Genomic DNA, 22,774 nt, shown 5'->3' with positions numbered 1-22,774 from the left:
AACGGAAATCTCGTGGACATAGCAATAATCGTCATCTACTTGGGTGCCATGCTGATGTTCGGCTGGTGGGGCAAACGACGCTCCCGCAACTCATCCGACTATCTCGTCGCCGGTCGACGGCTCGGACCAGTCCTGTACACCAGCACCATGGGCGCCGTTGTCATCGGCGGCGCATCGACGGTCGGCGGCGTGGGACTCGGTTACAAATACGGAATCTCGGGAATGTGGCTCGTCGTATCCATCTCGGTGGGCGTATTGCTACTGAGTCTGGTGTTCGCTCCCCGCATCCAGAGACTGCGCGTCTACACGGTCGCCGGAATGCTGAAACTGCGCTACGGAATCGACGGCGCCGGCGCGTCCGGAATCGTGATGGCCGCATACACCCTGATGCTCACCGTCAGTTCCACCATCGCCTATTCGACGATCTTCTCGGTCCTGTTCGGCTTCGGACAAATCTCGTCGGTCATCCTCGGCGGAGCCATCGTCGTCTGCTACTCCTCCCTCGGCGGGATGTGGGCCATCACCCTCACCGACATGGTGCAATTCGTCGTCAAAACCCTGGGCATCTTCGCCCTCATGCTGCCGATCACCTGGAACAAAGCCGGAGGATACGACGGCATCGTCGACCGACTCGGCGCCCAAGCCTTCGACCTCGGGGCCATCGGCGGGGCCACCATCATCACCTTCTTCGTCGTCTACACCTTCGGGATCCTCATCGGCCAGGACATCTGGCAGCGCGTCTTCACCGCCCGCTCACCGCAAGTCGCGCAATGGGGCGGCACCGCAGCGGGTATCTACTGCCTCCTCTACGGTGTCGCCGGAGCGCTCATCGGAACCGCCGGCGCAGCCCTGCTCCCCGGAATTGAAGCCTCCGACGATGTGTATGCCGATATCGCGAAGACCATCCTGCCCGTCGGCATCAGCGGACTAGTCCTCGCCGCCGCCGTCGCCGCGATGATGTCGACAGCATCCGGTGCACTCATCGCCACCGCGACAGTCTGCCGCCAGGACATCGCCCCACTCCTACGCTCACAGTTCATGACACAACCGATACAGACCACCGACATCGACCCGGAAGCGGACGTGCGAGGAAACCGCCTGTACGTCCTCGCCACTGGGATCATCGCCATCGTCCTCGCCGCAATGATCAGGGACGTCGTCGCCGCCATCACCATCGCGTACGACATCCTGGTCGGCGGATTGCTGGTTCCCATCCTCGGCGGACTGGTCTGGAAACGAGCAACCGGCACCGCCGCACTCGCGTCCATGCTTGTCGGCGCCGTAGCAACGGTCGCCGCAATGCTCATCATCGGCGACATTCTGGCGACCGAACCCGTCTACTACGGCCTCGGCACCTCCCTGATGACGTTCATCATCGTCAGCCTCACCACCGCATCTACATCCGAGGATGTACTGCGGGAATGGACCAGTCGGACGACGGGACGTCCGAAGGCGCCAAGCGAGCCGGACGAGCCCGCGACCGTCTAGCTCGGACGCAGATGCAACCCGCACACGTTGGAGCTAATCGAGTTGGGGTTCGAACGGCACCGGCCCCGGTCTTGTACCCAGCCCGGAGCGGGACCCCAACACGAATAGCAGCTTCTTCGGGGGCGGGCAGCCAACCAACGAGCTGAAGATTCAGACACGTTCGCGAGAATTGCGCACTGACACGACTTCGAGAACCGAAAACTCGGAGAAGTGACACGTGAGCCAAGAACAAACCCACACTGCCTCCGGCCTTCTCGCCCACCACGATGCCTGGCCAACGGAGCGGATTGATGGTCCTGTGCCCAGGTCACGCGACGGTCCGCCTCATCTTCGCGGCGGATTCACTGCACTTGCCTCGGACACTCCGACGATCCCTCGGATCGCACTTTCGCGCATCATCGGACGAGCCTCGACCCGGCTGATCCAGCAGTCCGACCAGGGATGTAGCGGTGGAATGGTGACTTCACACTGGTGCGCCGAGTTGCGCAGGTGTCGGCCGGTGGTGCCGATGCCCCCAGAGAGCAGATGCTGGTTGGCGTCGGTTCCGCGCAATTGCGCAATGGCCCGTGCCGCCTTGAACAGTGGGCGCACCGAGATAGGGATCGGGTGCACAGTTGGATGCCGAAAGTGGCGGCGACCGACGACACCGCTCAGCACAATCGCGTCGGCATCGATGGTCAGGGCACTGACCGGAATGGACGCCAAATGCGGTCCGGGGCTGCCAGCGCACAGCAGAGCAGCGAGCGCGGCGGCATGTGTCGGGCTGGGAATCATCGAGCGGATACGATCGGCGATCTGCTCGGTAATCGGCACCGTGGTCAATCCAGGTCCGACACCGAAGGCCAAGTTCGGGGGCAGGTGAAGGCGGACGCCGTGCATTCGCAGACCTGTCTGCGCGCCGCGCAACCGCGCCATCGTGTGACCACGGCTGGGACTGTCGGCGGCCAGCGCTCCGAGGAAGCGCAGCAGCGCGACCTGGTCGATGACCGGCAACGCCGACTGTGACGACAGGAGACCCGCGCGAGGGGTGCGCGCGTCCTGGTCCGTGTGGGCACGCTCCTCGAGCGGACACTCGGCTGCCCAGCGGCAACCGGCTCGAATGCCCGAGGTGTAAACGTCATCGACACGCGCAAAGTCCTGCGGCGAGAGAGCCCGACGTGCCGCGGCCCGGAAATCGCCGACGGCATTGGACAGAGTCGGCAACGGCAAGGACGCCGGGTCCGGTGGGGTGGTGACCGCTGCCCGGGATGATGCGAACGCAGCGACGAGGACGGCATGGTCGCTGGTGATGCGCACCGGGCACCCGAGAATCTCACGTATGTCAACTGGTCGCGTGTGCCCGACCAGCACCAGGTGCACGCCGGTGGCACGGTGAAGTGCGAGGAGCCGCTGCCGTTGCCCTGCGGTGAGGTGGTGAGCGCGCAGCACCACCAGGTGCGCGATCCCTTCTGCGGTTACCCACGCCGTGGCAGCCCGCCACGCTGGCGCCGGGCTGCCAAGTCGGTACGCGGCCAGCCGCGACGGTGACCGTCCCAGTCCGGCGAACAGGTCAGCGGCCAACGAGGTCTCGCTCCTGGTGGCCGGGGTGGGATGCACGGTGACGACACCCGCAGCCGGACAGTGCGCCTCGAGCAAGGTGCGCGTCACCGTGGCGTCGTCTGTCGGGTCGGCCAGCACGGTGATCGACGCTGCCCACTCGCCGCTGTGTGCTGCGATCCCCTGCGGGTGTCTTGTCATCGACTGCGGCCGGACAGTTTCGAGAACACCCAACCCAGCACCTCCTGGTCGACCTGGACCCGCTCGAGTCGTTGCAGTGCCCGGACCGGCCACTTCCCCTGCTGCCCTGGCCTATTACCTCGGCAAAGGTGTTCGCGTTCTGTCGTCCCCAACGCTGCATGCGAAGGTAATCGCCACGAACCGGCGTGCGGTGGTCGGTTCGGCGAATGCGTCCGAGAACTCCACATTCGCTGACGATGCCGTGATCATCACCGATGACCCTGAGGTCGTTGCCTCAGTGCGGAAATTCATCGACCGCATCGACGGCATCGACGAGATCACTGAAGTCGATCAGGTGTTCATCGACAACGCCAACCGCAAAGCGCACAGGTTCGTGCGAACGTGTGCACGGTGACGCCTGAAATCTCACAGGTCCGCGAGCAGGGTGGGATCGACGCGGTCGGCGAAGTAGGCCAGGACGCCCTCGGCGCTCATGCCGTAGGTGGTGGCAATCAGATTGGGATCGTGGCTGATGGCCAAGGCCAGCAGTCGGGAGGCGCGCAGCGTGGAGATCGTGGTGTCGGCGGGGTCGAGGAGGCGGCTGAGGTAGGGCCGGGACGCCGGTGTCCGCCCGGATCGGGTTCGGCTGGTGACGATGACGTGGGGATTATGGGTGCCGGATCTGCGGTGCTCGAGGCATCGGGTCAGTGCGGCCCAGGTCGCCGGGTCCAGCGGGATCGGATGTGGGCGGCGGCCGAGCCGAACCGTGTGGTGCTGGGGATCGATGTCGGCGAGCTGCAGGTGACGCAGTTCGTGCGGTGAGGCACCGTGGATCAACGCCATCAGGCCGACGAGGGCCTCGTTCGGCGCCACCTCGGTGGATGTGCACCAGCGCGTGAACAGTTCGCGCTGTCGCGAGCGCGGCAGGGTCCGTCCATGGAATCCGCGGGGCGTGCGCACGCGCAGCTCGGCGGTGGGATCGATCAGGATGAGCTTGCTGCGGCGAGCGAAGCGGAAGAAGTGGCGAAGTCCGCCCAGGGGGCCGCCGGCCGGCGAGACCTCGGCGAGGTAGTCCTCGATCACGGCCTTGTCGACCTGCGCCCAGTCCTCGATCCCGCGTCCGACGAGATGACATGACAGGTCCCGGATCTGGGCCAATCGCTTGTCGATGGTGGTGTCGGCGCGGGGCCGGGTCCCGGCACGGCGGGCGCGGTCTCGTTCGTCGAGCATTGCACGTTCGAACGCGGCGACGGCGGGCCGCAACGGTTCGGGCACGGCCTGCACGCGCCGCGCCCGGCGACCGGCCGCGAGCCGCTGCGACTGGTCGGTGGGCAGGGCAAGGCCTCGGGCGGTGAAGAAGTCCTCGAGCATCTTCGCGAGCGACCCGATCGAGCGGCCGGGGATGCGGGCCCGGTCGAGTAAGGTCTGCGGCATTGCCCGTGGCTCGGTGCGCAGCAGCGCCCCGAGCTGACTCACCAAGGCTGTCGCCTGCCCCGGACAGTACCGATCTGCAACGTGGATGGTGAAGTCCCACAGCCAATTCGGCGGATCATCGAGTTCGGCGAGGAGGTGCTCGGCGCGGGTATAGGGCCGCTGGGGGCGGCGTTGCCAGCAGCGGTTGCACAGCCTCGCCCCGCCGCCGCGGATCACGCGCCCGCATTCGGTGCATGCGGCGGCCGGCTTCGGCGCCGACCCCGGGTGCGAGCACGGTCCGCACCAACCGGTGTGTTCGCGTAAGTAGCCGTCGCGGCCGCAACGCGGACAGCGTCGGCGGGCGGTGGCGAGGTCGTGACGGCGTCGGCACCGCAGGCACCGGGTCTCGCCCTTGCCGCGCACGACGGCACCGCAGTCGTGGCAGGTGCGCGAACACGACCGGCATCGCCCGGTGTCCGGACTCAAGACCCGCTCGATCCCGCAACGGGGACACGGCGACTTCGCCGCAGCGGCGACCGCGTTGCGCCAGCACCGGCAGCACAAATCGCGCCCGAGTCGACCCCGCGGCCGACCGCAGCGGGTGCAGTCCCCAACCTTCTTCGTCACACCGGCGGCATCGACCGGCCGCCGACTCGCCGCGCCGCGGGCTCCGACGCTGTCGGCGCCGAGGGCTCGGCGGGGACCCGATCGGGCGTGGTGTCGAGGTCGAACAGGTCGTTCGGGGTGCAGTCGAGCGCAGTGCACAACGCCAGCAGCGTGCTGAGCTTGATCTGCGAGGGTTCCTTGGTGAACAACGCCGACACCGACGCCGACGACAGCTCGAGTCCGCCGCGTTCGGCGAGCAGACGGCGCAGCTGGGTGCCGGTCCATACTTCCCGTTGCGCCGCGGCCATCCGCAGTTTCCATCTAATGTGCATCATCATCTCCCTGCAGGAACGCGACGGTGTCGGACACCGCGCTGCGGTAGGCGTCCTCGATGAACGTCTCCGACGGACGGACGTACCGCATCGTCGATCCCACCGTCCAGTGCCCTAACATCTGTTGTATCGCAACAAGATCGACTCCTCGTTCGTAGTTGTGGGTGGCGCATGCCCGGCGCAGCGCGTGCGGGCTGAACCGGTCCGCCGGCGAGCAGTGCTCGAGATCCTGCAGATACCGCAGACGGTTGCGGATCGTGCCCCGGGCCATCGCACCACCACTCTGATCGCAGAACAACACCGCCGATTCCGGCAACTTCGGTCGTACATCCTCGAGATACCACCGCACCACCAGATCGAGGTGGTCGAGCATCGGAACCCACCGCGGCCGGGGCCCGGAGGTGCGGGCACCCTTGCCGAACCGCACATGCAACTTCCCGAACGGGCCCCGCCCGAAGTAGACGTCCGCGATCTCGAGTTTGGACGCCTCATCGGAGCGCAACCCGGCGTGATACAAGGTCCGGAACAGCGCATAATCCCGGGCCGCTGGCGCGTACTTGCGAGCCGAGCCGATCCGTTCCTTGAGGAAGTCGAAGAAGACGGCCACCCGACTCACGCTCGGAGGTGGAAGCAGCCTCGGTGAATCGTCACCGACATGACGGCTCGCATTGAACTCGTCGATCGGGTTCGTCAACCGCACCCCGAACAACGCCTCAATCTCCCCGGCGCGGCGGGTGATCAGAAATCGGTGAAAACTGCTCAGCGCCTGCACATATCTGCGTCGAGTCGACGCCAGCAAGCCGTCCGCGGCCATCGCTCCGACCACCCGATCGACATCGTCGGCGGTGGCCTCCCACACCGGTTTGCCCAACGCCGCCAGCATCCGCTCGAGCTCACCTGTCTCGTTCTCGATGGTCACCGCACTGAAGCCTCGGACCACCCGCGAGGTCACGAACGCCTCGACGCATTCGAGTTGAAAGGTCAGCGGATCGGTCGACGCGTGAGCGACCTCGACCGTCCTGCCCTGCACCACACGAAATGTGTGACTCATGCCACATAGGTTAAGGCCACCTTGCTCGTCAAGGTGGTACCGACACGAATGGAATCCCACCTCGAAAACAGTGGACTCCCCAAACCGGGCTGAATGACCAGCTCGCAGGCAATTTCCGAGAGAACGAACGTATGCCACTTCCAATCGAGTGGGAAATCGGTAGGGCGGTGCCAATCCCTGGAGTCACTGGCCGATTCCGCGACACCGAAGCTGATTTTCTGCCCGCCCCGGTCACCCGGATGTTCGTCAAACATGCCATCGACTACTCACCTAGCCTTACGGAACAACACCTGATGCAACAGCCGCGTCCCCGGCAGCGAACGACCGCCGGGCCTGTGGTGAAATACCAACTCGAATCGCTCCGCCTCGATAGTCGCAGCGCTGTCCGGCGCGGCGACGTCATCGTTTTCGTCTCTGCCGACGACGAATGGATCTACGCGCCGGCCGTCGTGGTCTCCGATGCCGTTCGGATCCCGCGGTCGGGCGGCGCAGTGCTGTACTTCCTACGCATCCGCGCCGACCTGCCTCCGCCTTCCCTCTCCGATGCCGCGGCGGCGCTCGCCGACCTCGGTCATCCTGGCCCGCGACTGCAGACCGATCACTACGTCCGCTCCCCCACACTCCGCGCTGCATTGCTGACGCTGTGGGACTTCTGACGTGCTCGCCTTCCGCCGCTCGCAGTGAGTCTCGATCATCGGGATCGCCACGCTCTGGTAACGCTATCGAGGTGGCGCTGCGGGCGTAGCTCGCTCGTGTCGCGGTCGTCTGCCTGACCGCGACATATGTCTGTTGGGTTCTGTGCGGGGGCGAGCCGACTTGACGGGGCTGTCAGAGCCGCGGCCGACGATGGACCTACTCGTCGGGCGAGTATCCAGAACCGGCGTCGGGTAGCCGAATCCAAAGGCCCGCCCGTCAGCACGTGGCCTGCGACGCTCAACACCGCGTTATTGGAACGGCGCCCATCGCGGCGTGCTGGCCGCCCGCTCCGGGGCGACGAGGTATCCGAATCCTGCCTCCACCGCTCGGCGGGCCGCGTTCTACGCAACTATCCGGTGGATCAGGTTGATGTCCATGGTGCGACGGGTTGGCTTGGGCAGACGAATGCGAGGATGCCGTTGCTGCGGGCGAGGTCGCGTTCCTTCTGTGCGTAGCTGGGAGCACTCAAGATGCGATTACACGAAAAGTTTTGGCATGCAGAGATGCTTGAGCATATTGCTGCCGAACTGCAGGAACCACTTGGCCTGCAACACGGGCCAGGTGCCGACGGGTGCGGCACGCTCGGCTGGGTCCCGATATGCGGATGATTCGCATGCGCGTGCCCAAGAAATCGTATATGGCGTACGACACACTCTTGGGATCGAAGTCGTCGGCGTCATACGATTTGGTTTGCACCGGCTGATCCGATGTGCAGGCCGCTGGTGCCGCAACGCCGTGAGTTGAATCTTGTTCAGCCACCGGAGTTCGCGCTGCTTGACCGATCCTCGACTGCCGGTGTCGCGGCCCCGCCGTCCGCCAGCTCCGGCGGGGTTCCGCGTGGCTTGACCCGTGGCGACTCGACGCGACTCAATGACAACGGGTGACGCCAACGAGCCCATCTGCGCCGGCTCGTGCATTCTCACCAACTCCACTGACGCGCGAAGCTGCGGAGGTAGGGCGATCGACAGTGCCCTTCCCAGAGCTACTCTACCGTCGAATTTCGTTGCAGTAGAATACTTTTAGACTAATCTCGAAGCAGCTGTCTTTACATACCAATCTCGAACGATCATATATAATCGTCGATCACACGGACATATGGATCCCACTTCGTGTGAAACCTGATCTGCCCCGAGCCCTGTCCGCAAAGACCCCCGAGCTCTGTCGGCAAGGACTAAGAATCGTCGCCCTGACTGGGGTTTGCTCGCGAAGCCCGGTATTGATCCCAGCCCCCGACAGCCTCCCGCATCGGTTGTGACCACGGTCCGCCTTTTGCACGCTCCTGACGAAGCGGGAAGGATCGGATCCGTGCTGAACCTCTCTCCAACACAACCTGACTGACTTACTCACCACGATGCGTTTTCAACCCGCGCTTTACGTGATGCACGGTGCATCACCTGATGTTCGGGTGATGCACGGTGCATCACCCGAACATGGTTCTAAGGTAGGTCGCGAAGGGCCCGTGCAAGTAGGCGCCGACCACTTCATCGGGCCCAGTTCCCGCACACCGCTGAGCCATTCGATCGGTCTGTGGAAAATATGTCGACGCTACTTGTCTTCTTGAGGCCATTTGGCGTTCGCTAAACACCCAGTCCACCCCGCGATCCGGCGAGGAACACGAGCCACCTTCGTGCCGACACCACTCCGAAAGCTTCGATTGCCGCCCGGACCTGGCTCACTACACGGCGAAGCATTCCTGCACGCGCACCGGAGGTCACGGCTGATGCAGGCCGGTCAGGTCCGAACTTTCCCTCCATAGGTCTCACCTCCGACGGCACCAGGTCGCATAGCACGTGGACCATCGACGGCCCAGCCCCACGCGACCCTGGCATTTACCGCGAGTTCCCAGCATGCGGCCAACGTTCATCGCCCGCCGTAGCACACAAAGCGCTATTTCGAAGGCAGCGCCGCGTCCGGTAGTGGGATGCGGTGGGTATTCTTCGCCGCTTATTGCAGCGAGACAGACGCGACGTTAGCCGACAACGAATCCACTTGCGGAGCATCCGGCATCGCAGCGCTGATCAAGCCGAAGCCGAGCACCCCGCAGATCGATGGGGACGTCCAGGCTTGGAACACGAGGAGATCGAGGCCGCACGCTGAGACATACCCGCCTGACGACGCGTGCTCTGACCTGATGGTCCTGCTCCGCCGAACCAGTCTTCGCCCCGTCGCGAAATCAACGGCACCGAACCACACCAGCCTCCTTCTCGCGGCAGACCGGTGCGGGCGGCACCCTGGACGGTGCTGCCTTCTCCGCGGGCATGGCGTGCGCTCCGCTGCCCATCACATCGAAGTCGCAACACCACGACACCCTGCGGAATGACCTAGCTTCGGTGATGCACCGTGCATCACCGAAGCTGTACACCCCGGCCCGGGCACGTCTATCCGGCCCGAGCGATGCGAGGATCACACTCACACGTGATGCACGGTGCATCACGGCAGCAAGTCGGATAGGGCCACCTCGTCTCCAATCTGCCGATATGCGCGGCCGCTTGTTGCGCTACTCCGCGGTGATGCACCGTGCATCACCGCGGAGTTGCACAAACATGTTCCAAACTGCCAGTGACTGCGACGGCGAAAGGACTTCGACGCCCTACGAGGCGGACAGGCCGCCAACCGATGCGGCGTGGCGCTTCGCCGCGGAGAAGTCACGACCTGACCGGCCCACTGCAAGCCAGACCGCGACACGCCAGTCCGTTCGTCGGAGGTGCGCTCGGTGATGCACCGTGCATCACCGAAGCTGTACACCCCGGCCCGGGCACGTCTATCCGGCCCGAGCGATGCGAGGATCACACTCACACGTGATGCACGGTGCATCACGGCAGCAAGTCGGATAGGGCCACCTCGTCTCCAATCTGCCGATATGCGCGGCCGCTTGTTGCGCTACTCCGCGGTGATGCACCGTGCATCACCGCGGAGTTGCACAAACATGTTCCAAACTGCCAGTGACTGCGACGGCGAAAGGACTTCGACGCCCTACGAGGCGGACAGGCCGCCAACCGATGCGGCGTGGCGCTTCGCCGCGGAGAAGTCACGACCTGACCGGCCCACTGCAAGCCAGACCGCGACACGCCAGTCCGTTCGTCGGAGGTGCGCTCGGTGATGCACCGTGCATCACCGAAGCTGTACACCCCGGCCCGGGCACGTCTATCCGGCCCGAGCGATGCGAGGATCACACTCACACGTGATGCACGGTGCATCACGGCAGCAAGTCGGATAGGGCCACCTCGTCTCCAATCTGCCGATATGCGCGGCCGTTTGTTGTGCTACTCCGCGGTGATGCACCGTGCATCACCATCTGTTCCCCGCTGGGACCCATGTCGGTGCACCAACATTGGGTGTGGCGAGCATCTCGTCGCAGACAAGGGGCCAGCGTCAAAATCTTCGGCCGCCAGCGAGCCAGAATACTGAACCGACGAATCGAGGTAGCTGTTCGAGACTTGGATGCTGACGAAGTTTCGCAAAATTGACGCGAGGAACGGATCCAAGACGACCCAAGCGGCACAATCTGGCGGCAGTGGACGTTGTCGCGTTTGTAGGTGACCGGCCGCTGATGGCTGCGGGCTGTTGCGCCGCTGGCTGGCGGGGCGATAGGCCAAGAGTGGCTGGTCGTGGAGGAGGCGATACGAATACGTGAAAGGCGTTATTTGTCTTGCAAGTTGCAGGCGGTCGGGGGCGAAGGCTGCCTTGCCCGACTGCCCGAGTCTCCCATCGTTGACTGGACAATCCGGCGGCCAGCCGAATCTTGAGGTGATCAACTCGTGCCATGCATAGATGACTGGGGCGACATTGGTCATTTCGCAGAAACCGACGAGCTCAACCCCTTGCGGCATTGCTTGCTTTGCGTGGAACTCAATCTGCGTCTTCTGGTGTTGGGAGCTCGTGTCGGGGACGAGACATCGCGCATCGTTCTGTCCTCCGAGTAGGGGCTATCCCGTTGCAAGCCGCGGCCGCGGAGAGCTGAAAGTCAAGATGGTCGAGGGGCGAACCCGCGTTGATCATGATGCTGCGGAGCTGGCCCTGACCGACATTATTGGATAGGTCGGCACGGATTCGGTGAGTTGCGGCGTTTACGGTGCATTTCCACTACATCGGAAACAACTGGTGGCTGCGTTGCGCGTCGGCAGTAGGACGATTTGGATTAGTCGAGAACGCCCTGGTGGTCGAGCTGTGCCGAGGGCTCCGCATCTCCTTCAAGTGGTATTTCTTAGTTTGCTGGCACGCCGATCTTGGACGGGCCGGAAGTCTCGCAGTGAGGTCCGATCTCCGGATATGGCGAGGTCAGAGCTTGGTCTACGGGAGCGCGGGTGATATCTGCGGTGGACGGCGTGTTTGGGAGACTCCGATCTTTCGTTGCCGGCGAGGTGGTGTAAGTGTGCGTAAATCGCTGTACCACACAGATTTCAATTCATCACGTGACGTTTCTTGGGTGGTGTGATTGCCTATGGCCGCCACGCAACGTTTGATCAGATATTTCTTCGATAGGCGGGGTGGTGATCGCCTACGATTCGGAGCCAGATTCACCCCTGGAGGAGGTCCCGACGCGACATCTTCGAGTTTTATTTAACTCGGCGTGTCGCTGCGCGGTTTAGTTAAACCCAAAGAGCAGGATTTAAGGCATGACAACTCGGAAAAGTCGGGGCGGGCGCCCAGCCCGCGACGTCGCCGTTCGCCACATCGGGGTTGAGTTCCCCGCGGAGATCGCCGACCGGATTCTCGCACCGGTTGACGATGGTCGTGTCAAGACAATCACTGATCGGATGATCGCGCTTATTCAGCTGGCACTCGAGAACGAGCCAGCGATTCCGGCGCAAGCCAGGCAGGAAGAGTTGCCGATGACGGGCTGAAAGAGCCCAGAAAAGGCGAAACCCCCCTTCGCTCGCCAGCTCCGGGGGTTCCGCTCGTCGTACAAACCGCCACGCAAGGGAGGAGGTCTGCCTTCTATGAGTATAGGACGCGCGATTCGTCGTGCGCACGCGACACGACGTGATATGGGTGTCCGCGACGTCTCATCTCAGTGTCAACGTGACAATTCCGTGTACGCAGACCGTATGTTGCCGGCTCTTCCGGCGTTCTCGCATGCCGTGAGGGGGTGTCGAATCCACTAGTGAAAACGTCGGTGGGTCCCACCGTTTCCGGATGAGACCCACCGCCCATATTTGGCCGTTCCAACACGACCGCTCCTGTGATTGGCAGTCCCGCGAGCAGTCGTGTCGATACCGTGCGCTCTTGTCAGGGTAAGCCATGTCCTGCTGGTGATGCCAGCGACTCACGGCAACAACCTGGTTAAGGGCGCGTGAAAGGCGCGTCATGCACCCCAATTCCGCGGCTCATACGGCCGCATTTTCTGTCGATTCTGTTCAGATCACCCCCGCTGGCGAGGTTTCGACGACCAGCGACACCGAATGGGAAGCTCTTGTCTCATCCGCTGTCGAACGGGTCAATCATGTCGAGCGGCTCAACGCGGAGAGCGAGCAGCGGGGCAGGTCCTGGTCGTTGCCCGTCGATCCAGGTCGACAAGCCTCAACACCGGCCTGGACCGGGCGTAGTGCCTGGCAGTCCCAGGTCCGCCAAGTGTTGAACTCCCCCACCGGACGTGACGTTTGTCGGCGATTCCAGGTCAGCACAGAATTCGTCTTCGCCGTGGCAGTGACGATGGCCTCGTTCGCGGAGCGGTCAACGGGCCGTCGCGTATGCGCGGCGCGGGAGACGATCGCCCACCGCAGCGGAGTCAGTGTGTCAGTCGTAAAACGCGCAAGAAGGGCACTCCAGGAACTTTCAGTCGCCCGCGAGATGGCCCGAGGCAGGTACCTGAGAGCTGACGAGTCGTATGCAGCTGAATGCCATCACGGACGGATTCAACGTCGTGCGGCGTCAGTTTGGGCGCTGACGTCGCCGAAGTCCCTGGTCATCGCCGTTGGACGCGCGGTGAAGAAGCTATCGAAGAAGGTCGGACGTTCCGAGAAGGCGGCACGGTCAAGTTATCCCCAGCTGCGCGCTCGTGGCCCCCTATCCCCTTCCAGGGGATTTAAGTTGTTATCTCTTGTTAGAGATTTATCACCAAATCGCGCGCGAGCGCGCGCGGGCGAGCAACCGAAGAGCGCACAGACCCTGACACGGCAACCTCGACCGATCGACCTGCAGCGCACGGCCGCTGAACTGCTCGTTCACGCATCGGTATTCGAATCGGCTGGGCACATTGGGGCAGTGTGCGAGGTGCTTGCACGCGCTGGCATTGACGGGAATCGCTGGAGTGGGCGTGACATCGCCGCTGAACTCACGCGCGACACCCAACAGCGGGGGTGGATTTGGCCACAACACCTCGAGAGGCCTCTCGGATACCTCCGGTGGCGGCTGACTCAGATCGATTGGACCCGCCCCTCACCATCTGAGATGGCCCAAAAAGCCGCCCAGGAAGCCCGTCAGCGCATTGCGGACCGCGACGCGCGGCTCAGCCGCCGTGATCGTGCTGTGGCGACTCCTGGGCACCGTGAGCGGTGCAAGAAGGCCCTTGCGTCGAAATTACTTGAGCGTCGAAAGGCAGATGCGCATATCTGAACACTGACGATCGAACGCGGTAGAGGGCCATAGCCTCTGCAGAGGAGCACATTCGCACGGCGTTCAAGTGCGCAGGTACAACGCGGCGTAGGTGATGGCTCAGAATGTCGGCGCTCTTAGCGAATTGCGATCGCTGCCGTCGGGTCGGTGTCCGTTCTCCGTCGTGCTCATCGCGTCTTCAGTCCAGGGTTGGTCTCACCGGGCCGCGGAGTGCGCACTCCGCGGCCCGAGACGGTGCTGAGTGTATTTTCGCTGTCGCCGCGTCATTTCGTGTTCCTCTCTCGCCTGCCCGAGGCCGAACAGAACGCGGGCAGGAATGAGAGTGGGCGGTCGGGGTGAGTCAATTACTGATCACCCGCCTCCCGGGAGTTGAGGTTGTAAACGTCGTCGGCATGGGATCGGTTGGGTGATCCGTCAAGAGCGACGACGCGCCGGTCCCTCGGATTCATTTAGGACACAAAGTAAAGCAGTTCATTCGCACCGAGGACGAACTGGAAGCAGTTGAAGCAATGTCTTGAGTCGGAGTCGAATTCCGATACACACTGTCTTGCCGGTTGGTCCACTGTCGTTGTGGACGTAAAAGATTGGTCCGCAAGCTAACAGTTTGGGCTGTCACACCGGGCGTCGCGCGATCGATGAGAAACCTGTGGGGCGATGGCACCCGGCAGTCAAATCTCCAGCAATCGTTCGAGCGCGTTGGTGAGATGAGGCCGGCTCCCCTGCGCGAAGAAGAGTGGCGGACGATTCATGTCGAGTCATCGGCCGCTGGATTCGGGACGGATCTCGGCAGATTCGACGGTGCTGGACGACCGCGACGAACTGCTAAACCAAGCGTCGGGCGCCTTCACCAAGGACCTGCCGAATCCAAAGGAGGTCGGTTCTTCGGCCATGTTCGATCGTCATGTTGCGACTGGGTGAGGTGTCGGATTCATGCCCTCAAGTCGAGGAGCAGACCGCATTGGGGTGATGCACCGTGCATCACCCCAATGAGTTGGCGAGGCGAGGTCAGGACGATCAAGTCAGAGATGGACGAGGCATACCTGAAGGGAGTATCCAGTTTCCCATCGGGTTGGGCTAGCAGGAAGACTGGCCAGTGCGCCAAAGTTCTGCACCCTCGACGGATCACGAGACGTTTGCGCGCATCGTTGGTGATTCGGCCTAGTGTGTGGGAGTAAGACAGGTGAGGTGGGTGGCCGCGTCGTGGCGGTTGTCTCCTAGTCCGAGGGTTCGGGCGGATTGAATTCGAATGGCCGGCGCGTTGCGATCCGAAACATGTTCGCCGAGATCTTGCCCCGTACCGGGCGGGGAAAGTGCACAGAGCACTTCAGAAGGGCCCGGCTCGATGGACAGTATTGGGTTGGTCCGCGTCATATTCGACCAAGGCGTCCGTGGGTGATGCACCGTGCATCACCCACGGCTCGATCGGGCAACGCTCCTGCGGGCGCCCGCAAGTCGACTTCAAGCCCACCTTTTTCTTGATTCCCATCAAGTCGCGACACGCCCACTCCCCCGGGCGTCGTTCAGGTCCGATTGCGCTGTCTTGAGAACGGACTCATCCCGCAGGACCAAGTCAGTGCACTCGGAGGAGCGTCATCATGCCGGAGTGACAGAGACGCACCGTTGTGGGGGAATGACTCGCCGATTGCAAGAGCGAAGCCGGCATACTCGCTCGGCCATCCACCGCACCTCGGGCAGGTTCGAATCAGCCAGCCGCCGATGTTGCTCCACTCTAATTTGGCGCCGCCCGCCGGAGGCGTCCCACGAGGCTCACAATGTGCACTGGTCACGTCTTTTTCGCGGACCTCGGCAAGATCGTGAACGGTGATCCGCTCGACAGGATTACGTCCCCCAAAGCGAACTCCTCAAGCGGTCACTAAAGGAACGCCCTACCCAGGCGACGGCACACGTTGTTGTCGTAGCTCCGCGTCTTGCGTCCGGCAGCCTTGCTCCGGCTGATGCACGGTGCATCACAGCCAGACCCCCGCGATGTGGGCGTACGAAGTGTCGCGTGGCTCCCTGAGCGTGGCATGAGGTCGCGCTCAAGACGTCCCTCTGTCCAGATCTTCCAGCGGCGGGTTTGCCCCAAAGGGGGCGGTGGGGTCGAGGTAGACCACCACGGGCACGGTACTGACTTAGTCCGGTTCGGAGTGGGACGCGTCCTCGGTGATGCACCGTGCATCATCGAAGGCAGTGGAAGGCCTTCCCGTCGCCGACGCCCTTCCGCTGACTTAGCGGCCGCTTCTTCCACTCTGGTGCGCGACCCCCGAGGTGATGCACGGTGCATCACCGCGGGGGTCGCGAGGGCGGCGCTGCCGGCATCCTCACTGCCCGGAATTCGTGTGCGGTGGCGGTGTTGTCATCAAGGAGTGGGTAAGGATGCGCGAGGCACATCACCGCTTCGCATTGTGTGAACTTGACTTCGTTCGGAGTGTGGCAGGCTCCGGTGATGCACCGTGCATCACCGAAGCGTCGACTGGGAATCGCTCGGCCGCGCCGATCGGTCGAGTAGGCGGCGAGCCACGCCGATCGCGAGTCCTCCGCGGTGATGCACCGTGCATCACCGGCCGCTCAAGTCCCGGTGATGCACCGTGCATCACCGGCCGGCAGTGGCACGCTCACACGGGCGCCGGATCACTTCGCTGTCACAGCCACCTGCGGCTGCACCTCGCCTGACTGCCTCCGCGGTGATGCACCGTGCATCACCGGCCGCTCAAGTCCCAGTGATGCACCGTGCATCACCGCCGGGTTGCCGACAGCCTTGCTCCGGCTGATGCACCGTGCATCACCGATCGGACAGGTCGTGGTGGTGCACGCAGCACCACTGGCAGAGTGCCACCCGCCTCGCTCCTGCGGAATCGATGTGGTCCGGCCCGATGGGTTGAGCCTTCGGTGATGCACCGTGCATCACCGCCGGGTTGCCGACAGCCTTGCTCCGGCTGATGCACCGTGCATCACCGATCGGACAGGTCGTGGTGGTGCACGCAGCACCACTGGCAGAGTGCCACCCGCCTCGCTCCTGCGGAATCGATGTGGTCCGGCCCGATGGGTTGAGCCTTCGGTGATGCACCGTGCATCACCGGCCGCTCGAGTCCCAGTGATGCACCGTGCATCACCGCCGGGTTGCCGACAGCCTTGCTCCGGCTGATGCACCGTGCATCACCGATCGGACAGGTCGTGGTGGTGCACGCAGCACCACTGGCAGAGTGCCACCCGCCTCGCTCCTGCGGAATCGATGTGGTCCGGCCCGATGGGTTGAGCCTTCGGTGATGCACCGTGCATCACCGGCCGCTCGAGTCCCAGTGATGCACCGTGCATCACCGCCGGGTTGCCGACAGCCTTGCTCCGGCTGATGCACCGTGCATCACCGATCGGACAGGTCGTGGTGGTGCACGCAGCACCACTGGCAGAGTGCCACCCGCCTCGCTCCTGCGGAATCGATGTGGTCCGGCCCGATGGGTTGAGCCTTCGGTGATGCACCGTGCATCACCGGCCGCTCGAGTCCCGGTGATGCACCGTGCATCACCGGCCGGCAGTGGCACGCTCACACGGGCGCCGGATCACTTCGCTGTCACAGCCACCTGCGGCTGCACCTCGCCTGACTGCCTCCGCGGTGATGCACCGTGCATCACCGGCCGCTCAAGTCCCAGTGATGCACCGTGCATCACCGGATATGCGACACGCCGCCGCAGATATCCAAGGAGGAAGTTCGATCCCAGTACTCTCCATCTAAATACATGCAAAGCATGCGCAGAGAATGGAGGATGATGAACGCCGGAGTGACATCCGAAATTGTGGCCGCCAGTCCATCGGCCGGCCCGGCCGCGACCAAGCGGAAGCCCGCCGCGCGCAAACCGGCGGGCAGGAAGACTGCGAGCCGGTTCCGAAAGTTCGCTGGCGGCGAAGAGAGTGAGGAACTCGCGGCGGCCGCCTCCGGTGATGTAACTACGACGCAGGCGAACGGTGATGCAGACTCGGGCGGCATTACCGCCGCGCTGGTCGGACTGGCTGCAGCCGACGGTCAGACCGTTGTGCAGGTTCCGGTACTCCAAACCGCCCCTCACCCCTTCAATGACCCAGACAGGTCTAAGCCTCAGACTGGTGACCCGAAATGGGATGAACTGGTCAATGGAGCCAGGGCAAATGGCATCAAGGTTCCAGCGCTGCTGGTAACGCGCGCGGGCTTCCTCGCGCAGCGGCCCGACCTCGCTCGCGCTATTGGCGACGATGCCGAGTATGTGGTCATCTATGGGCACCGTCGTCGCGCGGCCGCCATCGCAGCCGGTTTGACAACGATTCCTGCAGTAATCGATGACGCCGTGATGGATGATCACGGCGACCTCGATGCCATGACGCTGGAGAATCTTGGTCGTCAAGACCTTTCGGAACTGGCTGAGGCTCAGATGTTCGCTCGGTATTCCGAGCTGGGGTTGTCGCAGCGTGCGATCGCCGAGAAGCTCGGTGTCGACCAGGCGACGGTGTCGAGGCGGCTGTCGATGCTACTGCTCGCCCCTGAGATTCAGGCCGCGATTGCGGAGGATGCGATTCGTGGTGCCGAGGGTGCGGCGCTGGCGGGGGCGCTCCCCTACGGTCCTGCTCGAAATTGGCAGAAGAAGGTGGACCCGACTCAGGGCACGGATGACCGTCGTGCTGAGCAGCTCGCGGCGTTCGCGCTAATGTCCGATCGCGGAATGAGCCCGACCCGTGCCGCTGAACGTGTGTTGACCGAGCGAAAGTCGCGGGAGCAGGCGATGGCTGCGGGTCTCGAGATTGTGGATCCCCGCGAGCGGTTCGGCGATGCTCTTCATGAGCATCGACTGTTTGAGGTCAACGATGTCGATATTGCGAGTGGAAACGTTGTCGGCGCGATCGACTCCGGTCAGGGAACGCTTGTCTTCTACGCAAAAGACAAGCCGACCGATGAGGATGCCACCGAATCGGCCGCAAGATTGGAAGCGGAAGCACGGACGGCGGCACAGAAGGCTCGTCGCGAGGCGGGCAAGAGGCTTGTAGCCTCGGTTCCTCCGCGGGAGAAGTTGGTGAACTACTTCATCGACCAATACGCCTACGGGGTTTCCGCGTTAGCGACGAGCGCGGAAGGGTGGCGCCTGGCTCAGGCGTATATGCGGCTGGAAGGTCTTGACGCGACCGAGTTCAGGGTGAGCGCCGAGAACGGCGACGAGAAGCGCCGCACTGAGATGGCCTGGGCCTGCGCGGTCGCTGGTTACGAACTTGCGGCAGCGAATGACTCTCGGGAGTGGGGGGCATCGGACCTCACGTACTTGGACTTGCTGTCCGAGCGCGCTGGGTACCGGCCGACCGCGTGGGAGGAAGCTCGTCTCGATGCAGCGCGCCGCGAGTTACGTGACGCCGGCTGATCGGTGATGCACGGTGCATCACCGAAGTTCATACATCGCTTCGCCGGGTGATGCACGGTGCATCACCCGAATCAGACATCAATCCAATGCACGACATTCAACCGCAAGGAGTTCCCGTGGCTACCTACGCAGTAGCAACCCTGTCCGGCAGTGCCGGCAAAACAACGACTGTCACCTCGACCGCCACTTTGCTCGCTCAGGACGGATACCGCGTTCGAGTTCTCGACATGGATAGCCAGGCAAACGCGAGCACGTGGCTCGGGTACCCGGAAGCTTCGGGTAAGACCGCCGCCGACGTGCTGCGGCGCAACGCGTCAATCAAGGACGTCGAGCGCCCAGCGCGGGTGGTTAGGGGCTACGACGAAGGTGACCAGCCCGTATACGAGGAGATCCCCAACCTGACGATTGTGCCCGCCGCGCGCGACACACTCGACAAGTTGATCGTGGAGTTGCCTGCGGTGACAGGTGGTGTGCTTCATCTGCGTGACGCCCTCGAGGAAGCGGATCCGGTCGACGTCACCCTGATCGACTCCCCCGGCTCCCTGAACGTTTTGGTGATCGCTGGCATTCTTGCCACCACAGTTGATGAGGAAGGGCCTCATGGTTCATGGGGCCTGATCACGTGCACGAAGCCCTCCGGCAAGGAGAACGAAGGCATCCCGGCGTTGGAGCAGGAACTGCGGAAGATCAAGCGGACCTACCGAGTCGACGTTCCGTTGCTATCCATCGTCCCTTGCGCGGTGCCGCCGATTGGAGACGTCTACCGTGAGCAGATGGATGATCTGCTCAGCGAGTATGCGGATAGGGTTACGCCGCCGATCCGTCGTGCGAGCATCGTGGATGAGGCGTACACGAACTATGTTCCGGTGCCGATATACGGTTACAGGGCAAAGACGGTCACCAGCGACTACCGGGCTGCGCTGACCCATATGCAGAAGCTGGGGCTGTTCGGGCAACGGGCAGTGGTCGCTTAGGGGCTGGAGGCCACCTGTGGTGAACGATGTTGAGCGGCATATGCGGCCTTCGCGTGCGACGAGCACAGTCAATGTGACCCATGATCTGCACGCGTTGGCCCGGGCCGCTGTACGTCTTGTACGCCGCAAGACCGGGCGGCCGTATTCGCTGATGCAGTTCACTCAGGAGGCGTTCGCAGCGCAACTGAGAGTGATCGCGGAGACCTACAACGATGGTCGCGCGATCGGGCCCGATTCTGAGCCGTTGGAGCCTGGTAAGGCGGTGTGACGCAGGGTGCGTGCAGGCGAGCCGCCGGTTGTGTGCAGGAACGAGGGCGCGGCTTTGTGCAGGCTCGGGTCGTGGCGATGGTTCGTTCGGATGTGAGGTTGTCGGAGCCAGCCGTGGGCTACGGGCGGGTCGCCAGTCAGTCGATGCGGACAAAGGGTTTCCCGCTGGGTTTCGTCGTCGCGATCGTTGCAGCGTTGGCCTGCGTGGGTTGATCGTGTCGAACGGTCCAGCTAATCGTGTGTTGATCGGCGGAAGCGGATTCAGAGTCCGCGGCACGCGTAGGTGGTTGCGCTGCCGACGAAGAGGAGAAGGATCAGGAGCGAGATTTCGGTAGCCATTTTGGTGTCGTGGCTGTGTTGCCCGTTCCAGACATGGACACCGGGGGTAAGCGCTGCAAGACCGACGACGAGAAGTAGTGCGAGACCCGCGATCGTGTCTCGGGAGAACCTCATGTCGGTCACTGCGTCACGGTATCGGGCAGAAGTGCCGACACCGGATTTTTCCGCGGCCGTGTTCTCCCCTGGCGACGTGGTTCGGCCTGACCAGGGCCGTTGTCGTCGCTCCGGCTGTGTCCGCTATTCGGGTTCGACACTGCACGGACCGTCGCCGCCTGCGGCCTGACATTGTGCGGTTGTGCTCAGTCTGGTCGCACATTGAGATACAGGCGAAGTGCGTGTTCGACCAGCGCGCTGCGGCTACCGGCGGACCACTCTTCGACGAGGGCATCGAGCGTTGCGGTATCGGAGGAGATGATGCCTCCCAGGGGCACACGCGCCTGTATCTCGCTATGCCTACGGCGACGCGGCTGCGCACTGGTCTCGCGACGCTTGAAGAGTCCGGTACTTGTCTGGGGTTCCGCGGTGTTCCAGTGGCGCAGCAGTTCGCCAGCGTGCGTCTCAATGGCATCGAGAACGACTTGCCCGTAGGGGCGTGCGGTGGCGCGGTCGCGCTGTCGCTCCTCGAGCGTGAGTTGGCGTAATGCTGCGTACACGGCGGGGGGTAAGTAGACCTCCGGCGGCGCGACCCGTATCGGCGCGGGATTGCTGTCGCTGCGTGTTTTGGGCTTTCTGCGGGGCGCGGCGACGAATCTTGTTGTCTCGGGGGCAGGGTGAGTGGGTTCCGGAGCCGGGTCTTCGGTGTCTGGTGACGCATTGTCTGTCTCGGCGTGCTCGGGCGACACCTTCGGCGTCACCTCGGGTGAGGGTTTCGCGGTGGGTTCGGGTGCGGCGTCGACCTGGTCGTCGGTGGGGTTTGGGGGTGGCGGTTCTTGCGCCGGCGCGTCGCGTTCAGTGACGATGCTCAGGGTGGGGAGTAGTTCGTCGAGATTCCCGAGGGCGCCCGGATCGAAAGCTGCCTTCCTGCGTCTCGCACTCATGCCACTCCCCCGGAGATTTCGTTCTTTTCCGCAGCCGCTATGCGGCTGAGAACCTCGCGGGTGAGGGCTTGGTAGTCGTTTGCGAGCCCGTTGGGGTCGCGGGACCACAGGCGCCGTCCGAGGAGTTTCTTGTCCTTGTCGCGGAGTCGCTGGATACGGGTCTTTGCCTGTTCAGCGGATACGGTGACGAGCTCATTTGGAGTTAGATGACGGCTTCGGAGATCCACCGCGGCGGCACGATCGTTCCGGATGAACGTCTCGAAGGGAGCGGCGCCGCTGCCTTCGAGCAGGTCCTCAACCTGCTTGAACACCTCAGGGTTCCGCGCTGTCGCGGTCGGGTTCAGGTCGAACAGCACAACACCGAGCAGTTGGATGACGGAACCATTCTCACGCGCTCGCAGATAGCGGGCAGCGAGATACTCCACGCCGATCAGGCTTGCATCGTCATCCCTGGTCGGTACGAGAAGATAGCGCGCGGTGCCCAGGAGTGCGTCGAGGAGTGGGGCATCGCCTGGGCCTGAATCGATCAGAATCAGGTCGTAGTGTTCGGCCGACTGCAAGTCGTTCAGGGTGGAGACGAGGTTGCCCGTCAGATCCATCCCGGTTTGGGCCGCGGCAGCGGCGATGGCGCCGATGACTGCAAGCGCCGCACCGCCGGGGATGAGATCGAGGTTCGGCCGGACCTCTCGGATGGGTTCTAAGGGGTGCGCGAACTGGAGGCTCATGCTGAGGCCCCTCCCGCGATCCCCCTCAACGCCTAGATCGGACGATGTGACGTTGGCCTGCTGGTCCGCGTCCATGACGAGAACTCGGAGTCCCGCCGCCGCGACCATGGCTGCGAGGGCGGCGACGATCGAACTCTTGCCGACACCGCCTTTTTGATTGGCGACAAGCAGACTGCGCGTGGGCTGCGTTGGCGACATGT

14 protein-coding genes and 1 pseudogene are annotated in these 22,774 nt (G+C 63.5%); 8 read left to right on the top strand and 7 right to left on the bottom strand.

The window, feature by feature from the left end; genetic code table 11:
* The first annotated feature begins 12 nt into the window (after nucleotides 1-12).
* Nucleotides 13-1,488 carry a sodium:solute symporter family protein gene (locus BLV94_RS03205; RefSeq protein ID WP_083395452.1) on the top strand — a complete coding sequence of 492 codons (1,476 nt, stop codon included), beginning with the start codon at nucleotides 13-15 and terminating at the stop codon, nucleotides 1,486-1,488.
* Nucleotides 1,489-1,812: 324 nt separating this feature from the next.
* On the opposite strand, the gene BLV94_RS48375 is transcribed toward BLV94_RS03205, so the two are convergent.
* Nucleotides 1,813-2,481, bottom strand: a complete 669-nt coding sequence (locus BLV94_RS48375) for a hypothetical protein (RefSeq protein WP_143051319.1) — start codon at nucleotides 2,479-2,481, stop codon at nucleotides 1,813-1,815.
* Between the two features lie 282 nt (nucleotides 2,482-2,763).
* Between BLV94_RS48375 and BLV94_RS48370 the strand changes: the two genes are divergently transcribed.
* Entirely contained in the window at nucleotides 2,764-3,015 is a 252-nt protein-coding gene (locus BLV94_RS48370) for a hypothetical protein (RefSeq protein WP_143051318.1), read from the top strand.
* A gap of 292 nt (nucleotides 3,016-3,307) precedes the next feature.
* Nucleotides 3,308-3,577 (top strand): annotated as a pseudogene (locus BLV94_RS03195) (phospholipase D-like domain-containing protein); the annotation flags it as partial.
* A gap of 53 nt (nucleotides 3,578-3,630) precedes the next feature.
* On the opposite strand, the gene BLV94_RS03190 reads toward BLV94_RS03195, so the two are convergent.
* The 3 genes from BLV94_RS03190 to BLV94_RS03180 form a co-directional block, all read right to left on the bottom strand.
* Nucleotides 3,631-4,854 (bottom strand): site-specific integrase, encoded by a 1,224-nt coding sequence (locus BLV94_RS03190; RefSeq protein WP_244163459.1) that lies wholly within the window; start codon nucleotides 4,852-4,854, stop codon nucleotides 3,631-3,633.
* A 386-nt stretch (nucleotides 4,855-5,240) separates the two neighbouring features.
* Nucleotides 5,241-5,555, bottom strand: coding sequence for a helix-turn-helix domain-containing protein (locus BLV94_RS03185; RefSeq protein ID WP_005265299.1), 315 nt, complete (start codon nucleotides 5,553-5,555; stop codon nucleotides 5,241-5,243).
* Nucleotides 5,545-6,606, bottom strand: coding sequence for a tyrosine-type recombinase/integrase (locus BLV94_RS03180; RefSeq protein ID WP_072951812.1), 1,062 nt, complete (start codon nucleotides 6,604-6,606; stop codon nucleotides 5,545-5,547). The genes BLV94_RS03185 and BLV94_RS03180 overlap by 11 nt, the downstream gene beginning before the upstream one ends.
* Before the next feature lie 293 nt (nucleotides 6,607-6,899).
* Between BLV94_RS03180 and BLV94_RS03175 the strand changes: the two genes are divergently transcribed.
* From BLV94_RS03175 to BLV94_RS03145, 5 genes are all read left to right on the top strand, one after another.
* Nucleotides 6,900-7,262, top strand: a complete 363-nt coding sequence (locus BLV94_RS03175) for a hypothetical protein (protein ID WP_244163458.1) — start codon at nucleotides 6,900-6,902, stop codon at nucleotides 7,260-7,262.
* Between the two features lie 4,656 nt (nucleotides 7,263-11,918).
* Nucleotides 11,919-12,146: a hypothetical protein gene (locus BLV94_RS03165; protein WP_072951631.1), complete on the top strand. Its 228-nt coding sequence runs from the start codon at nucleotides 11,919-11,921 to the stop codon at nucleotides 12,144-12,146.
* A 5,445-nt stretch (nucleotides 12,147-17,591) separates the two neighbouring features.
* The gene (locus BLV94_RS03155) at nucleotides 17,592-19,232 is read left to right on the top strand and encodes a ParB/RepB/Spo0J family partition protein (RefSeq protein ID WP_244163457.1); all 1,641 of its coding nucleotides are present in this window, start codon (nucleotides 17,592-17,594) and stop codon (nucleotides 19,230-19,232) included.
* Nucleotides 19,233-19,348: 116 nt separating this feature from the next.
* Complete coding sequence (locus tag BLV94_RS03150) at nucleotides 19,349-20,206, top strand: ParA family protein (protein WP_072951025.1); 858 nt, start codon at nucleotides 19,349-19,351, stop codon at nucleotides 20,204-20,206.
* A gap of 16 nt (nucleotides 20,207-20,222) precedes the next feature.
* Nucleotides 20,223-20,474, top strand: coding sequence for a hypothetical protein (locus BLV94_RS03145; protein ID WP_225858411.1), 252 nt, complete (start codon nucleotides 20,223-20,225; stop codon nucleotides 20,472-20,474).
* Between the two features lie 260 nt (nucleotides 20,475-20,734).
* Here the strand turns inward: BLV94_RS03145 and BLV94_RS03140 are convergent, their stop codons facing one another.
* From BLV94_RS03140 to BLV94_RS03130, 3 genes are all read right to left on the bottom strand, one after another.
* On the bottom strand, nucleotides 20,735-20,926 hold the full coding sequence (locus tag BLV94_RS03140) for a hypothetical protein (protein WP_244163487.1): 192 nt from the start codon (nucleotides 20,924-20,926) through the stop codon (nucleotides 20,735-20,737).
* Nucleotides 20,927-21,111: 185 nt separating this feature from the next.
* Complete coding sequence (locus BLV94_RS03135) at nucleotides 21,112-21,849, bottom strand: hypothetical protein (protein WP_072951030.1); 738 nt, start codon at nucleotides 21,847-21,849, stop codon at nucleotides 21,112-21,114.
* Complete coding sequence (locus BLV94_RS03130) at nucleotides 21,846-22,772, bottom strand: ParA family protein (RefSeq protein WP_072951031.1); 927 nt, start codon at nucleotides 22,770-22,772, stop codon at nucleotides 21,846-21,848. Before BLV94_RS03130 ends, BLV94_RS03135 begins: the two co-directional genes overlap by 4 nt.
* Nucleotides 22,773-22,774 lie beyond the last annotated feature (2 nt).

It is taken from the genome of Rhodococcus koreensis (assembly GCF_900105905.1).
GTDB lineage: Bacteria > Actinomycetota > Actinomycetes > Mycobacteriales > Mycobacteriaceae > Rhodococcus_F > Rhodococcus_F koreensis.
Note: the sequence above shows the minus strand (reverse complement) of the source record. Positions and strands in the feature narration are given on the sequence as shown.